General features: G+C 60.7%; 15 protein-coding genes. 8 read left to right on the forward strand and 7 right to left on the reverse strand.

Going from position 1 to position 13,680, the window contains the following annotated elements; all coding sequences use genetic code 11:
- The first annotated feature begins 12 nt into the window (after window positions 1-12).
- The 3 genes from FRZ40_RS25370 to FRZ40_RS25380 all read left to right on the forward strand — a co-directional run bounded on the left by FRZ40_RS25370 (window position 13) and on the right by FRZ40_RS25380 (window position 2,760).
- Window positions 13-792, forward strand: a complete 780-nt coding sequence (locus tag FRZ40_RS25370) for an SDR family NAD(P)-dependent oxidoreductase (RefSeq protein WP_147235969.1) — start codon at window positions 13-15, stop codon at window positions 790-792.
- Between the two features lie 423 nt (window positions 793-1,215).
- On the forward strand, window positions 1,216-2,580 hold the full coding sequence (locus FRZ40_RS25375; protein ID WP_147235970.1) for a purine-cytosine permease family protein: 1,365 nt from the start codon (window positions 1,216-1,218) through the stop codon (window positions 2,578-2,580).
- A gap of 6 nt (window positions 2,581-2,586) precedes the next feature.
- Window positions 2,587-2,760, forward strand: a complete 174-nt coding sequence (locus tag FRZ40_RS25380; RefSeq protein WP_420873882.1) for a hypothetical protein — start codon at window positions 2,587-2,589, stop codon at window positions 2,758-2,760.
- A 6-nt stretch (window positions 2,761-2,766) separates the two neighbouring features.
- On the opposite strand, the gene FRZ40_RS25385 is transcribed toward FRZ40_RS25380, so the two are convergent.
- Window positions 2,767-3,492, reverse strand: coding sequence for an NAD(P)H-dependent oxidoreductase (locus tag FRZ40_RS25385; RefSeq protein ID WP_147235971.1), 726 nt, complete (start codon window positions 3,490-3,492; stop codon window positions 2,767-2,769).
- Window positions 3,485-4,219: an enoyl-CoA hydratase/isomerase family protein gene (locus tag FRZ40_RS25390; protein ID WP_147235972.1), complete on the reverse strand. Its 735-nt coding sequence runs from the start codon at window positions 4,217-4,219 to the stop codon at window positions 3,485-3,487. Before FRZ40_RS25390 ends, FRZ40_RS25385 begins: the two co-directional genes overlap by 8 nt.
- A gap of 230 nt (window positions 4,220-4,449) precedes the next feature.
- Here FRZ40_RS25390 and FRZ40_RS25395 point away from each other — a divergent pair, with 230 nt between their 5' ends.
- Complete coding sequence (locus tag FRZ40_RS25395) at window positions 4,450-5,454, forward strand: AraC family transcriptional regulator (protein WP_240057274.1); 1,005 nt, start codon at window positions 4,450-4,452, stop codon at window positions 5,452-5,454.
- Between the two features lie 57 nt (window positions 5,455-5,511).
- Here FRZ40_RS25395 and antC read toward each other — a convergent pair whose 3' ends face one another.
- Genes antC through antA form a run of 3 tightly spaced genes read right to left on the reverse strand, consistent with a single transcriptional unit; the run spans window position 5,512 to window position 8,467 of the window.
- Window positions 5,512-6,540, reverse strand: a complete 1,029-nt coding sequence (antC, locus tag FRZ40_RS25400) for an anthranilate 1,2-dioxygenase electron transfer component AntC (protein WP_147235974.1) — start codon at window positions 6,538-6,540, stop codon at window positions 5,512-5,514.
- 14 nt (window positions 6,541-6,554) lie between these two features.
- On the reverse strand, window positions 6,555-7,043 hold the full coding sequence (gene antB / locus FRZ40_RS25405; protein WP_147235975.1) for an anthranilate 1,2-dioxygenase small subunit: 489 nt from the start codon (window positions 7,041-7,043) through the stop codon (window positions 6,555-6,557).
- Window positions 7,040-8,467 (reverse strand): anthranilate 1,2-dioxygenase large subunit, encoded by a 1,428-nt coding sequence (gene antA, locus FRZ40_RS25410; RefSeq protein ID WP_240057275.1) that lies wholly within the window; start codon window positions 8,465-8,467, stop codon window positions 7,040-7,042. Before antA ends, antB begins: the two co-directional genes overlap by 4 nt.
- Window positions 8,468-8,718: 251 nt before the next feature.
- Here antA and FRZ40_RS25415 point away from each other — a divergent pair, with 251 nt between their 5' ends.
- Together FRZ40_RS25415 and FRZ40_RS25420 are read left to right on the forward strand one after the other, a co-directional pair.
- On the forward strand, window positions 8,719-9,279 hold the full coding sequence (locus FRZ40_RS25415; protein ID WP_147235976.1) for a hypothetical protein: 561 nt from the start codon (window positions 8,719-8,721) through the stop codon (window positions 9,277-9,279).
- Window positions 9,280-9,345: 66 nt separating this feature from the next.
- The gene (locus FRZ40_RS25420) at window positions 9,346-10,242 is read left to right on the forward strand and encodes an SDR family oxidoreductase (RefSeq protein WP_147235977.1); all 897 of its coding nucleotides are present in this window, start codon (window positions 9,346-9,348) and stop codon (window positions 10,240-10,242) included.
- Between the two features lie 137 nt (window positions 10,243-10,379).
- On the opposite strand, the gene FRZ40_RS25425 is transcribed toward FRZ40_RS25420, so the two are convergent.
- Entirely contained in the window at window positions 10,380-11,597 is a 1,218-nt protein-coding gene (locus FRZ40_RS25425; RefSeq protein WP_147235978.1) for an FAD-dependent monooxygenase, read from the reverse strand.
- A gap of 164 nt (window positions 11,598-11,761) precedes the next feature.
- On the opposite strand from FRZ40_RS25425, the gene FRZ40_RS25430 reads away from it, so the two are divergent.
- Window positions 11,762-12,709 (forward strand): LysR family transcriptional regulator, encoded by a 948-nt coding sequence (locus tag FRZ40_RS25430; protein ID WP_028366700.1) that lies wholly within the window; start codon window positions 11,762-11,764, stop codon window positions 12,707-12,709.
- 56 nt (window positions 12,710-12,765) lie between these two features.
- Here FRZ40_RS25430 and FRZ40_RS25435 read toward each other — a convergent pair whose 3' ends face one another.
- Window positions 12,766-12,930 carry a hypothetical protein gene (locus FRZ40_RS25435; RefSeq protein ID WP_240057276.1) on the reverse strand — a complete coding sequence of 55 codons (165 nt, stop codon included), beginning with the start codon at window positions 12,928-12,930 and terminating at the stop codon, window positions 12,766-12,768.
- A 4-nt stretch (window positions 12,931-12,934) separates the two neighbouring features.
- On the opposite strand from FRZ40_RS25435, the gene FRZ40_RS25440 reads away from it, so the two are divergent.
- Complete coding sequence (locus FRZ40_RS25440) at window positions 12,935-13,588, forward strand: aspartate racemase/maleate isomerase family protein (RefSeq protein ID WP_240057277.1); 654 nt, start codon at window positions 12,935-12,937, stop codon at window positions 13,586-13,588.
- Window positions 13,589-13,680 lie beyond the last annotated feature (92 nt).

Here is a 13,680-nt window from a genome sequence, read left to right on the forward strand (position 1 = left end):
GGAGAACGTGCAATGAGTATAAAGATTGACGGCCGCCTTGCAGGCAAAGTCGCCATTGTCAGCGGCGGCGCGGGCGGGTGCGGCGCTGCCGCGTCAGAGTTGTTCGCGGCACAGGGGGCAAAAGTCGCCATTATCGACCGTAATGGCGATGCCGCCGAGACGCTCGCCAGTGCGCTGCGCGACAAAGGCCTGGAAGCGATCGGCATCGGCGCGGATGTGTCGAATCAGAGCGCGGTGCAAAGCGCCGTTAGCGCAGCGCGAGAGCGGTTCGGTCATGCCGATATCCTGTTCAATCACGCGGGCACGCTCATCGTCAAACCGTTCCTTGAAATCGAAGAGACGGAGTGGGACTGGCTGATGAGCGTCAACGTGAAGAGCATGTTCCTGATGACCAGGGCCGTGTTGCCGCAAATGCTCGAAAAGGGACGCGGAAGCATCGTCTGTACGTCGTCGATTTCCGCTGTCTGCGCGACGCCCGGCGAAGTGCTGTACGACGCAACGAAGGGGGCCTGTCATATGTTCGCGCGTGCGATCGCCGTGGAGTACCGCGACAGAGGGATTCGCTGCAACGCGATCGCGCCCGGCTTCATTCGCACGCCGCATGGCATCCGCGAGCTAAAAGATCTGCAGGCGATGGGCGTCGATGCCACGGAAGAAGCGATCGCCTTGCAGCAAGGGCGTCTGTGCGAGCCGTCCGAAGTTGCGGCGGCGGCGCTGTTTCTGGCATCGGACGAATCGAGCTTCGTAAACGGGACACATCTCTTCGTCGACAACGGCTTCTCCGCGATCTGACGCATCGGCACAACAAATCCAGTCCGAGGGTTTAGCGAAGGTTCTGCAGCGATGCGAACCTTCGCTTTTTTTCATGCTCGGCGCGTCACGTCGTCTGGTCCAAGCGAGCCCTCGCCGGATGCAGTGCGCCAGCTCCGGTGTTTAGACGGTAGTGGGCCAAAAAGCTCAGCACTATCAGATTTCGGCAAAGAGAAAAGCGAGCTACGCGATGAGCGCCAGCATTGCATCAGCGAAGTGCGGATTGCACGTTTCTGATGCATGCCGCGCACGCAAAGGCGGAGAAATGGCCGCGGACTCAGGGATGTCCCGTAGTTGCCGAAATCAGATAGTTTCCGGAAATACGGCCTCCTAGAGTGGCATCAACCCGCGCCGGGATTCGATGCGCGACGAGCAATGCCACCCGACCCTCTTTGGAGACTCACGATGGATGTGGAAAAGCGAAGTATCGAGTTCATCCCGCTTGGCGAGCGATATGGCACGCCGAAACGCCTGTTCACAATCTGGTTCAGCGCCAACATGCAGGTGACGGCGCTCGTCATCGGGACGCTCGGCATCGTCGCGGGACTGGACCTCTTCTGGACCATCGTCGGGCTGGTTCTCGGCAATGTCATCGGCACTATCTTCATGGCCGCGCATTCGGCGCAAGGACCGCATCTCGGCATCCCGCAGATGATCCAGAGCCGGGCGCAGTTCGGCGTGTTCGGTGCGGCGTTGCCGCTCGGCATCGTGGTGCTGGCGTACATCCTGTTCGTTGCGGCGGGCGGGGTCGTGATGCGCGATTCGATCAAGGCGATCTATCCGATGAGCGACAACGCGGCCATCATTCTGTTCGGCGTGTTGACGTTTGTCATCAGCTATATCGGTTATGAACTGATCCACAAGATGGGTGCGTTCATGACGCTGCTTTCATGCGTGATCTTTTTCGCGTCGGCCGTTATCGTGTTTTCGAAGCCCGAACTGATTGCGAACGTTCACCACGCGAAGCATGGCTTCTCGGCTGGCGCGTTCAATCTGGTGGTCGCGCAAGCGGCGTCGTGGACGCTGGGTTTCGGTCCATACGTCGCGGACTATTCGCGCTACCTGCCCGCGAACGTCAAGACAAAGGACACCTTCTGGTACACATACCTTGGCGGGCTGCTAGGCTCGCTGCTTGTGATGATGCTGGGCGCTTTTCTCGCCGCCGCGATTCCGTCGATCACCAATGACCCGGGAACAGGGATCGCGTCGATGTTCGGCACATGGTCACGTCCTGCCCTCGTCATCATCGTGCTCGGCGTGCTCGAATTCAATGTACTCAGCCTCTACAGCGCCTATATGTCGACGGTGACCATCTTCAGTGGATTTCGCAAGATGACGCGTGTCGGCGGGCTCGTGAAGTTTCTTGTTCTGTCGATTACGGCCGCCGTTGCCACCGTCATCGCCATCGGCACGCAGTATCACTTCAACGACTATTTTGCGGACATTCTCAACGCCCAGATCTATGTTCTCGTGCCGTGGAGCTCAATCAACCTGGTTGACTATTACCTCGTTCGCAAGGGCGAGTACTCAGTCACGGAGATGTACGACTCGCGTGGCCGGTATGGCCGATTCAACCTGTCGACGCTGACGATCTACTGTTTGGGTGTTGCGAGTACGCTTCCGTTCATGGACCTGTCGTTCTATCACAGCTACTTTGCAAGGGTGATCGGTGCGGACGTGAGCTGGATTCCGAGTCTCCTCGTGCCTGGCGTTCTCTATTATTTTGCTAACCGCGCCGTGGCGATGCAATCTGAGGCCGTCGCCAACTGAACAGACATGGTCAGCTACGTTGTCAGCTATGCTTTCATCAAATTTGCGAGCACGAACTACGCAAGGCTGACCTTCGGCGGCGCGTACAGTCTGGGCGGCGTCGCGGGCAACGTGACGTCGAACCAGATCTGTTCGCTGGGCGCGGATTACGCGAACGGTCCGTTGTGTTCGCAATCCTGATAGAAATTATTTAAAGCCTATGTGATCGCGGCGGGGAAGGAAAACATCATCGTATTGCTCGAGCCGCGGCATCGGCATGCCCGGCTGCTCGTCGAGCCTGTCGACGAAGTCGCGCCAGCGCGTCAGCGTGTCCGCCCGCTGTGTGTCGGAGCAGTAGGGTATGTGCCAGGCAAAGAACGGCTCGACCACCTGATAGCCGACGTAGCCCAGCGTGCCTTGCAGCAGATGGCGCAGCATGCCGCCTGCCAGTTCGCCATGAATTGCCTGAGGGCCGAACATGTGCTCCCGTCCCCCGAGTGTCACGCCGATCACAGCGCGCTTGCCGGCCATCCCGCCTCGGCCATAGATGCGTTTCCCGCCATACAGGGCACCCGACAGGAAGCATCGATCGATCCAGCCTTTGATCAACGCGGGTACGGAAAACCAGTAGAGCGGAAAGACCAGCATGAGCGTGTCGCTTGCAAGCAGAGCGTCGACTTCTCGCCGAACCTCGGGCGCAAGCGTATTGCGTTCGAGCGCATGACGCTGCTCCAATGCATAAACGAGGTAGTCGCTGTTGGCACGTTCTGCGAATTCGCTGGCGCGAACCACGGGATCGAAGTCGAGTGCGTACAGGTCCGAAAAGCTCACGTCGTCGCCGCGCGACTCCAGCACGCGCCGGGCTTCGTGGGCCATCGCCGTGCAGAAGGAGCGCGGCTCCGGGTGGGCGTGGACGACATGAATTTTAGCCATGAGAGCTCGATGCGCTGACGATTGCGGGGATAAAGGCGTTGAGATAAGAGACCTCTCTCTCGATTGCATCACGGGCCGTTAGCGTGCTGCCATCGAGCAACAGGCGCCGCGTGGCTTGCAAGGCTTCAGGCGGTTTGGCTGCGAGGCGCGCGGCATAATCGTTTGCCGCGGCATGCACGTCCGCGTCCGGTATCACGCACGAAACGAATCCGTGTTGGAATGCCTCGGCTGCCGATATCGGGCGGCCGCTCATCAGCCAGTCCCGTGCAGCCAGATCGCCCACCCTGCGCGCGAGCAAGGCCGTTGCGCCGGCTTCGGGAACGATGCCCAGATCCGCAAATGGAAACCGGAATACGGCACGCTCGCCGGCGGCAACCCAGTCGGCGTGCAGCAGCATCGTGGCGCCGAATCCGATTGCCGAGCCGGTGACCGCGGCCACCAGGGGCTTCCGTTGTTCCGCGAACGCGGCGATGCAGCGCCTGATCGCACCGTCCGCGGCCTGTGGCCACAGCGCGCCGAACGCAGCGATATCGTGACCCGAGCAGAAATGATCTCCGGCACCGCGCAGCACTACGCAATGCACGTGTGGATTGTCTTGCGCGGCACGCAGGGCGTTCGCCAACGCAGCGAACATCTCGCCATCGAGCGCATTCCGCTTGTCGGGGCGGTTGATCTCAATGGACGCGATCCGGTTGTTCAACTCCGAAGCGATTCTGGATTCCGTCATGCCGCTCTCTCCTGATGAAGTCCCTTCGCAAACCATGCTATGTGTTTCATCGCGCGATGTATTGGACGATTTTGCAGCGGGCACAGTGCACAGGCATTTTTGTTCGGCTGCGCCGCGTGACAGGTTGATGTAGTCTTATTGGAATCAAACACATGTCCCCTCGTTTTCGCGCCCTTCGGCATTGAACCGAGGGTGCGACGTTCAGCAAGCCGATCAGGAAAATGCGGGTTATGACCGATCAAGGGAATCGCGATATCCAGGCCGCGCTCAGCGACATGGATGGTGCACGCGAGTGGATGGCTTCCATCTGCGGCCCGCATGGCCTGCGCGTGTCGCGTCCCGAGCGGCTGAGATTTCAGCAGTCGGGCACCGTGCTGCGTTCGATGGCCACGACGATCGGGTATGTCGAGTACGGAACCGACGTGACCGTCGCCGTTCGCGGCGACAGTCCGCTGAATTGCTATAGCGTGAGCCTGCCCGTCGTCGGCCAGCAAGAGATGGCAGCGCAGGGACGGCTCTGGCTGTCGGACCAGGATCGCGGCCTGATTGTCAGTCCGCAGGAATCGCAAGACCTGGACATCGCAGGGAATTGTCGGAAGATTCATCTCGCGATTCCCCGTTCCGCACTACAACAGGTTCTTCAGACGATGCTGCAACAGCCCGTCGAAGCACCCGTCGTTTTCCAGCCGGAGATGGACGCCGTCGCGGGCGACCAGGCGTCGTGGTGGCGAATGGTCAAGTTCCTCATGAGTGAAATGGAGCGCTCAGGTCCGCTGCTGGCGCAATTCTATTTATCGGGTGAGTTCGAACTGACGCTGCTCAAAGGCCTGCTTCTATCGCAGCCGCACAATTACTCGGAGCAACTTGCGAACAGATCGGCGCAGACACCGCCGCACTATCTGACCCGGGCGCGTCAATTCATTCACGACAATGCGCGCGAACAGATCGCGCTCGAAGACATCGAGCGCGCCGCGGGTGTGTCCCGCTTCAAACTGTTCGAAGGATTCAAGCAGTATTTCGGCTGTGCGCCGATGGCTTATGTGCGCAAGTACCGGCTCGAATCCGTGAGGCGCGAGATGCTTGAAGACGGTTCGATACGGAATATCTCGTCGGTGGCGCTGAGTTGGGGACTATCGCACCTCGGACGTTTTTCGACGGAATACAAAGCGCTATTCGGCGAGTCGCCGTCGGATACCCTCAAGCGCGCATCGAGCAGGACAGAGGCTAAACGCTAGACTGCACGACGGCGGGCCGATTCCCGCCGTCGTACAAGAGCCGCTTTCCACTCGCGCCTACCGAGAGTTGCTCTCTCCGAACTTCTCGTAAAACAGGCGATAGTCCTGAATGCGCTGTTCGTCGAGCCAGGTCTTGATGGCCTCGACCATCGGCGGCGGACCGCAAACATACATGTCGAATCCGTTCGACTGCAGAAACGACCGATCGAAATGTTCGGGTATCAGCCCCGTCTTCCCAGTCCATCCGGCAGCAGCATTCATCACGACGGTTTCGAGCGTGAAAGCCTCGATCTTCCCGCGATAGCCGTCGAGGCGCTCAATTTCGCACAGATCGCGCGCATTGGTGACGCCGTAGTACAACTGCACGGGATGGCCGGCGTTGTTCTTTTTCGGCATATCATCGAGCATGCCGAGAAACGCGGACAGGCCGGTGCCGCCCGCGACCATGACGAGCGGACGTTCTATCTGACGCAGATAGAACGTGCCCAACGGCGCCTCGAATTCGATTGCATCCCCGGCTGCGCATCGATCGCGCAGGTAGTTGCTCATTGCGCCATCGGGCAGCAGGCGAATCAGAAATTGCAGCGCGTTGTGATCGTTCGGATGATGGGCGAAAGAGTACGAGCGCCACTCGTCGGTGCCGGGCACTTTCAGGCGCGCATATTGGCCAGGAAGAAAGTCGATTCGTCGATCATGCGCGCTTGCATCGATACGCAGGATCGCGGTCGTTTCGGATACGAGTTCGACTGCCTCGACGCGTGCAGACACGTTGAGCGTGCCACCGCTGTGGCACAGACCTGAATCGAAATCGAAATAGAACGACGCGTCGGACTGAACCCGGGTCTGACACGACAGCATCTTGCGTTGTGCGAGATCGGCCTCGCTCAGGGTTTCCTCATCGACATAGTCTTGCGTATAGGCGCCCGATTCGCAGCGTCCCTGGCAGGTGCCGCATACACCTTCGCGGCAGTCGAGTGGAATGTTCACGCCATTGCGCAGCGCTGCATCGAGCAGCAGCTCGTTGGCGTGAACGTCGAAGAAAGTGGTCTTGCCGTCGGCAAAATTCAACGCGACCTTATGCGTCATGGCCGTGCTCCCGGTTACAGATGATAGAAATCCAACACCGCGTTAATGGTGTCGTTCAGCAACAGCACGTGCTTGCGCGCGATTTTCCAGCTGTCGCCTGAAGGGTGCAGAACATAGTTTGCGCGGCCATAGAAGTAGTCGGTCATGCCGTGGCGCGTATAGAGCGTCGACCAGTTCACCGCGGCTTCGATTTTCGAGTCGGCCTTTTCGGTCAGCCGGACATTGCTGATCTGATGCATGGTGCGAGGCAGCGGCGTCGATGCCGCCGACTTGCCCGTGCGCAGGCGGAACACGCGATCTTCGAGTCCCGCGCGATCCGCGTAATAGATCAGCGACATTTCCCGTGCAGGGTCTTTCGTGTACACATGCTCGGAATCCCATTGCGGCACGTGGAATACGCTTTGCGGATCGAACAGACCGATGTAATCGTCCCACTGCTGCTCGTCGCACAGTTCGGACTTCAGATAAAGAAATTGTTCGACGGAATGCTGAAGCTGGCTCATGCCTGTTCTCCCTGAGTCGCACACTGGGCCGGATCCTGAGTTGCACACTGACTCGCGCCGGATCTCGCCAGCCCCTTGAGAATGGTGTCGCGCCATGTTCCGTGCTGGTTCACATACAGTCCTTCGTGAGTCATCTCCGTGCCCGTCAGGGCCGGTTCGATGCCGAGCAGTTCCGTGCTTGCGGTCTGGCTGCACACCCACTTGTGATGGCCGCGCGAGATATCGCTCCAACGTTCGAGCCGCGCCTGAAAGCCGCGCTGCTGCTCGCGGAATTCGACGAGGTCGTCAGGCGTGCCCATGCCCGACACGTTGAAGAAGTCTTCGAACTGACGGATGCGGCTTTCGCGATCCTTGTCCGACTCGCCTTTCACGCCGATGCACTGGCTGATGATCTCCGTCTTGTTCCATGCAACGGGGCGCACGATGCGCAACTGCGAACTGATCTGATCCATGAAGAAGAGGCTCGGATACACGTTCAGATTGCGCAGGCGATGCATCATCCATTCGGCTTTCGCCTGGCCGTATGCTTCGACGAGGCGCGGCATCACGCTCGCATAGCCGGGACGGACTTCCGGATTCGGCATGTCGCTGAAGAGCAGGCTATGGCCGTTCCTGAATGCAAACCAGCCATCGTCGGTATCGGCATCGCCTGCACCGAGCTTGCTGTAGTCGAGCGTGCCGCCCGCGCCAGCATCGTTCTTGCTGTTCGACTCCTGACGATGCTTGACGGTGGCGACGTAGTTGTAGTGGACCGTGCTGACGTGATAGCCATCCAGGCCGTTTTCGTTCTGGAGTTTCCAGTTGCCGTCGAACGTATAGGCCGATTTGCCCGGCAAGACTTCGAGTTCGCCTGTGGGCGATTGCGCGACCATCATGTCGAAGAAGATGCGCGCGTCGCCGAGATAGTCTTCGAGCGTGTCGGTGCCATTGGCATCGAGGCTGACAAAGACAAAGCCCTTGTAGCTGGCGATACGCGCCTTTTTAAGGCCGCGCGCCGACTTGTCGAAGTCGTCGCAGTATTCGCCTGGCGCCTTGACCTTCACGAGCCGGCCGTCGTTCTTGTAGCACCACGCATGAAACGGACAGGTGAAGGTCGACTGATTGCCCTTGCTCATGCGGGTGAGCGTCGCGCCCCGATGCTGGCACGCGTTGATCATCGCATTCAGGTTGCCGTTGCTGTCGCGCGAAATGATCAGCGGCTGGCGGCCCGCGCGCATCGTCAGATAGTCGTTTTTGTTCGGGATCTCGCTCTCGTGGCAGCCGTAGATCCAGTTCTTCTCGAAGATGAACTCCATCTCCAGAGAAAAGAGTTCGGGTTCGGTGAACATCTCCCGCGCAATCCGGTAGACGCCTTCCGTCGGCCGGAAGTCCAGACAGCCGCTGACGAACTCGCTCCATTCCGATGCGCTGCGTTTCTCGCTCATGATTCGTGCCCCTCCATTCCATCGCTTGAGTGTCGATGAGCACGATTGAATACCGAAAGAGGCAGGCGGACTATCCGGCCAGTTTGCGTTCGTTATCCGATTATTTTGGCGGCGCGTTTTGGCGGCGCGTAGAGGGTCGTCGGCTCAATAGTTAAAGCAAACGGAATTCTGATGGAGAAACTCCGCTAATTATCTCTGCTTCGATATCGATCATGATGCTGCTGTGTTCGGACCCGGACAGGAGATGCCCGATGAGCGCAGCCCGATGCTGGACGCACCGGTACGCCCGTCTGAGGGTGCCGCTGCTCGCGCTGCTTGCCGCGCTGGGCATGGCTTCGTGCGGAGGAAAGCGCGAAACCGATGCCGCACAGAAGATGACCATGAGACCTTCCATTACCTACCTGCACTTGTTGCAGCACACGCCGTTTTTTACCGCGTTGTCGAGGTCCCAGCTGCAATGGGTGATCGACCATTCGCGTGAGTGGGAAGCGGACACGGGCGCCGTGATCGCAAAGTGCAACGGCGCGGCCGACCCGAATGCGCCGTACTGGATTCTGCTCGATGGCGGTTGGCAGATCGAGTATCGCGACAAGCTGTTGCGCAGCGGCAATGCGGAATCCGGCAAGTGGTTCAGCGCAGCCGATGCGAATGCGCAGTCGTGCTCGCTCGTGGTCAATGAACACAGCTACGTGATGCGCATTCAGCGAAGCGACATGCAGCAGATGCTCGATCGCGGATTTGGATTTCATACGCACATCGACAGCGGAGCCTCGTACTACCGCGAGATCTTCTACGGAAGGCAGATGAACTGAAGCAGTGAATGCGTTGGCTTTTTTTAACCACCTGTTGGCCTTGTGTCTGAACCCAGGAGAAATGCAATGGCGCACACCATTCTCGTGACGGGCGCTTCGTCGGGCTTTGGCCTGATGACGGCTCGCGCATTGGCAGGAGCCGGTCATACCGTTTTTGCGTCGATGCGTGAAACGCAAGGGCGCAATGCGCCGCGCGTCGCGGAGATAGCGCAGTGGTCAAAGGATCATTCGGCCGATCTGCGGACGGTCGAACTCGATGTGCAGTCCGAGCCGTCGGTTGCGGCTGCGATCGACCATGTGCTGAAAGATGGGAAGCTGGACGTGATTGTCCATAACGCTGGCCATATGGTATTTGGCCCCGCCGAGGCCTTCACGCCGGAGCAGATGATCCAGCAGTACGACGTGAACGTGCTCGGTACGCAGCGCGTGAACCGTGCCGCGTTGCCATATCTGCGCAAGCAGGGCAAGGGGCTGCTGCTGTGGGTCGGCTCTTCGTCGACGCGCGGCGGAACGCCGCCGTTCCTTGCGCCGTACTTCGCGGCCAAGGCCGCAATGGATGCGCTTGCCGTGTCGTACTCGACGGAACTGGCACGCTTCGGTATCGAGACGACGATCATGGTGCCGGGCGCTTTCACGAAAGGCACGAACCATTTCGCGCATTCGGGCAAGCCGGCGGATGCCGCGGTCGCGGCCGAGTATGAAAGCGGCCCGTATGCCGGTGTGACCGAACAGGCGCTGAAGGGGCTGGCGAGTCTCGAACCCGCGGACGCGGACCCGCAAGAGGTCGCGCGCGAAATCGTGCGCGTGATCGACTTGCCGTTCGGCAAGCGTCCGTTCCGTGTGCATATCGATCCCTCGCAGGACGGCGCAGAAGTCGTCAACGCCGTAGCCGATCGCATGCGCCGCGAGATGTATCACGCGATCGGGCTGCAGGATCTGCTTTCGCCGAAGATCAACGGCTGACGGCCGCGCCTTGGCCGCGTGGCCGGACGCAGGCCTGTCAGCCCATGCCGTCGTCAAGACTCAGGACGTCGTCGAGGCGATGACTCAACGATCATCGCAACCTCGATGCACGGAGAAATCGTTGGAGGTCTTCTGCCTCAAAGCCACATGCCGCCCTGACGTTCGTTCGGCTCTTCCGTCAGGGCGTCGAATCCGTGAATCCAGTCCAGATGATGCAGCAGGCTCTCGCGTGCGCCGAGGCGGGCGTTGCGCGCCTCGGCTGCCGGCCCGTCTGGCAGATGCAGTACGTCCGCCGTGGAGATCGACGCGTACTGCACCTTGCGCGTGCGGCCCTTGCGAAGGCGTTCGTACGCTTCCTGAGCCTCGCGCCAATTGCCAGGACCTGCCTTGCCCAATTGCGCGGCCAGCACCACGGCGTCCTCGATCGACTGGTTGGCGCCCTGGCCATGATGGGGCACGAGTGCATGCGCGGCATCGCCGATCAGCGTCACGCGGCCCTTGCTCCAGCGTCCGAGCGGGGGACGATGGAACAGGCCCCAGCGCTGACTGACCGGCACGGCCGTGACCATCTGCACAACGGCGGGATGCCAGTCCCTGCACAGGCGCAGTTGCTCGCCTTCGCTGGCTGGCATGACCCAGTCGCGCGACGGCCACGGCGATGGATGACGCTCGACCAGGAGGAAGTTCTGGTCCCCTTTGTCGCCAATCGGATAGTGCAGCAGATGACCGCCAGGTCCGACCCAGAATTGAATGGTCTCGGGATCGGGCAACAGATCCATGCGCCCGGCGGGCACCACACCGCGAAAGCCCGAGCAACCCGAATACAACGCGTCGTCATAGCCAAGCATCCAGCGCCGCGTGATCGAGCGCGCGCCGTCTGCGCCGATCACGAGGTCGGCGTCGATCCGCTCACCGTTATCGAAGGTCAGACTGACGCGATCGGGTTGCTGGGCAAGATCGACGAGCCGATGTCCGAGCTTGATGCGTTCGAGGCCGACGGCCGTGGACAGCACCGCTTGCAGATCGGCCCGATGAATACCCCAGTATGAACCGCCGAATTGCTCGCGATAGCCGGGTGCGCCGCGATGATGACCGATCACTGCGCCGCTGCGGCCGTCCCGATAGACGAGGCCGGGCACGTCCGCGCAGACCCCCTCGAAGGCGGGGCGCAGTCCCATGCGCTCGTAGAAGCGCGTTGCGTTGGCCGAGAGCGCGACGGCCGCTCCCACTTCGCGCAATTCGTCGGTCTGCTCGTAGAGCTGCGCATCGATGCCGTGCTCGCGCAGCGCGAGCGCGAGCGTAAGTCCGCCGATGCCGGCGCCGACGATAGCAATCTTCAGATCTGTCTGCCGCATGAATGTGTCTCCGATATCCAGTTCGCGTTGTTCTGGCGCACACCGACGGCGCGTCGAATGCGTAAGCCATGTCGGTATTTTCAGCACTAGACCTTCATTCCTCAATAAGATGGAATGAATGTGCTTCATCACTGATTTCAATGAGCCCCGCTTATGGCAGAGACATGGAACTGAGCGATATCGACCTCAATCTGCTGGTGCTCTTTCAGCGGCTGATGCAGGAACGGCGCGTGGCGACTGTCGCCGAGCAGATGAACATGAGCCAGCCCGGCGTCAGCAATGCGCTCGCCAAGCTCCGCCGCCGGCTGGGCGATCCGCTGTTCGTGCGCGGCCCGGGCGGCGTGGTTCCCACGCCGTTCGCGCTGCGCCTGGCGGAACCCGTTTCGCAGGCGCTCGCCACGCTGCATGCAGCGCTCAATCCGATGTCTGGCTTCGATCCGCTGCACGCCATGCGGACCATGACGATCGGTATGACCGATATCGGCGAAGTTGTGTTTCTGCCTGCACTGCTCGAGCGACTGTCGCGGGAAGCGCCGGGCGTCGCACTCAACACGGTCCGCAATTCGAGCGTCAATCTGAGCAACGAGATGGCCGACGGCCGGGTGGATCTGGCCATCGGCTTGCTGCCGCAGCTCAAAGGTGGCTTCTATCAGCGCCGCCTGTTCGATCAGCGCTATGTCTGTCTGTTCAGGCGCGGCCATCCGCTCGAAGACGCGCCGCTGACGCTCGCTGCGTGGCGCGAGGCCGAGCACCTGGTCGTCGTGTCGTCCGGCACGGGACACGGTCAGGTGGACGAATGGCTGAAACGGCGCGGCGTACGCCGTCAGGTGCGGCTGACGGTGCCGCACTTCATGAGCGTGGGTTTCATCCTGCAGCGTACCGATCTGATCGCTACGGTGCCGGAGCGACTTGCCTTGCAACTCGCCATCCCGTTTTCGCTCAGTTTGCGCGCATTACCGGTGACGCTGCCCGCCGCACCAATCCATCTGCTCTGGCACACGCGGGCCCATCAGGACGAGGCCAATCGCTGGCTGCGCGGTGTGGTCGTCGATCTGTTCACGGACACGGTGACGCCGGCACGCAAAGCAAGGTCCGCCCACAAAAAATCGTAGTTCTGGAAACGGGACCCGCGAACCCGCGCGGCTCCCGTTCGTTCTGGCGCGTGCGATCAGGCCACAACAGCCGCTTCGCTGTAGTGCCGGTCCGGCACGACGACGATATTGCCAACGAAGCGCTTCCCCATGAACTGTGTCTGCGCTTCATGAAACTTCGACAGCGGATACGTTGCGGCGAGCACCGGTTTGATCGTGCACGCGCGAATATAGTCGAGCACGCGTTTGAACGCGCCGCGCGTGCCTTGCGATGAACCGTTCAGCTGCAACTGTTTCAGATACATCGGCAACAACGCGATCGAACTGCTCAAAGGCACGGCCGGCGCCGCGCTGATTCTGCCTGACGAAGTGCTCGACGTCGTGATGTATTCGTGCACGTCGGCGTCCGTGATGATCGGCGACGCGCAGATCGACGCAGCCATTCGTGCGGCAAAACCGCAGGCTCATGTGGTCACGCCGACAGCCGCGGCCGTGACCGCGCTGTGCGCACTCGACGCGCGGCACATCAGCGTGCTGACGCCCTATACGGTCGAAACGAGCGATCCGATGGCCGACTACTTCACGGCGCAGGGCTTCGTGATCGACCGCTTCACATGCCTGGGCTTGAGCGACGACCGCGAGATGGCACGAATCTCGCACGACGATATCGTCGAGTTCGCGCGTGCCGCGATAGCCGACGAGTCCGACGCGCTTTTCATTTCGTGTACGGCCGTGAGGGCGGCCGCCGTCATCGCGCGAATCGGGGCGCTAACGGGCAAGCCCGCAGTGAGCAGCAATCTGGCGACGGCGTGGATGTGTCTGCGCCTTTGCGGCGATAACAAAGCGAAGTCCGAACAGGGACGATTGATGACGCTGCCGTTGCCGTCGCGTGAAATTTGAGCGCACGTGCAACGGCAAGCGACTACGACTATCTGTGATGTCGATGCCGTCGGGGGCGTTGTCGCATCGCTGGAGCTTCAGGAGGGAGGAAC

Origin of the sequence: Paraburkholderia azotifigens, assembly GCF_007995085.1 — a bacterium.
Lineage (GTDB): Bacteria > Pseudomonadota > Gammaproteobacteria > Burkholderiales > Burkholderiaceae > Paraburkholderia > Paraburkholderia azotifigens.

Coding starts and splice junctions, on each gene's coding strand:
- antC (WP_147235974.1), bottom strand. CDS start 6,540: ATGACGCATAAGGTCGCGTTGAATTTTGCCGACGGCAAGACCACTTTC.
- FRZ40_RS25385 (WP_147235971.1), bottom strand. CDS start 3,492: ATGGCTAAAATTCATGTCGTCCACGCCCACCCGGAGCCGCGCTCCTTC.
- FRZ40_RS25415 (WP_147235976.1), top strand. CDS start 8,719: ATGAGCGCAGCCCGATGCTGGACGCACCGGTACGCCCGTCTGAGGGTG.
- FRZ40_RS25430 (WP_028366700.1), top strand. CDS start 11,762: ATGGAACTGAGCGATATCGACCTCAATCTGCTGGTGCTCTTTCAGCGG.
- antB (WP_147235975.1), bottom strand. CDS start 7,043: ATGAGCCAGCTTCAGCATTCCGTCGAACAATTTCTTTATCTGAAGTCC.
- FRZ40_RS25420 (WP_147235977.1), top strand. CDS start 9,346: ATGGCGCACACCATTCTCGTGACGGGCGCTTCGTCGGGCTTTGGCCTG.
- FRZ40_RS25375 (WP_147235970.1), top strand. CDS start 1,216: ATGGATGTGGAAAAGCGAAGTATCGAGTTCATCCCGCTTGGCGAGCGA.
- FRZ40_RS25390 (WP_147235972.1), bottom strand. CDS start 4,219: ATGACGGAATCCAGAATCGCTTCGGAGTTGAACAACCGGATCGCGTCC.
- FRZ40_RS25380 (WP_420873882.1), top strand. CDS start 2,587: ATGGTCAGCTACGTTGTCAGCTATGCTTTCATCAAATTTGCGAGCACG.
- antA (WP_240057275.1), bottom strand. CDS start 8,467: ATGAGCGAGAAACGCAGCGCATCGGAATGGAGCGAGTTCGTCAGCGGC.
- FRZ40_RS25425 (WP_147235978.1), bottom strand. CDS start 11,597: ATGCGGCAGACAGATCTGAAGATTGCTATCGTCGGCGCCGGCATCGGC.
- FRZ40_RS25370 (WP_147235969.1), top strand. CDS start 13: ATGAGTATAAAGATTGACGGCCGCCTTGCAGGCAAAGTCGCCATTGTC.
- FRZ40_RS25395 (WP_240057274.1), top strand. CDS start 4,450: ATGACCGATCAAGGGAATCGCGATATCCAGGCCGCGCTCAGCGACATG.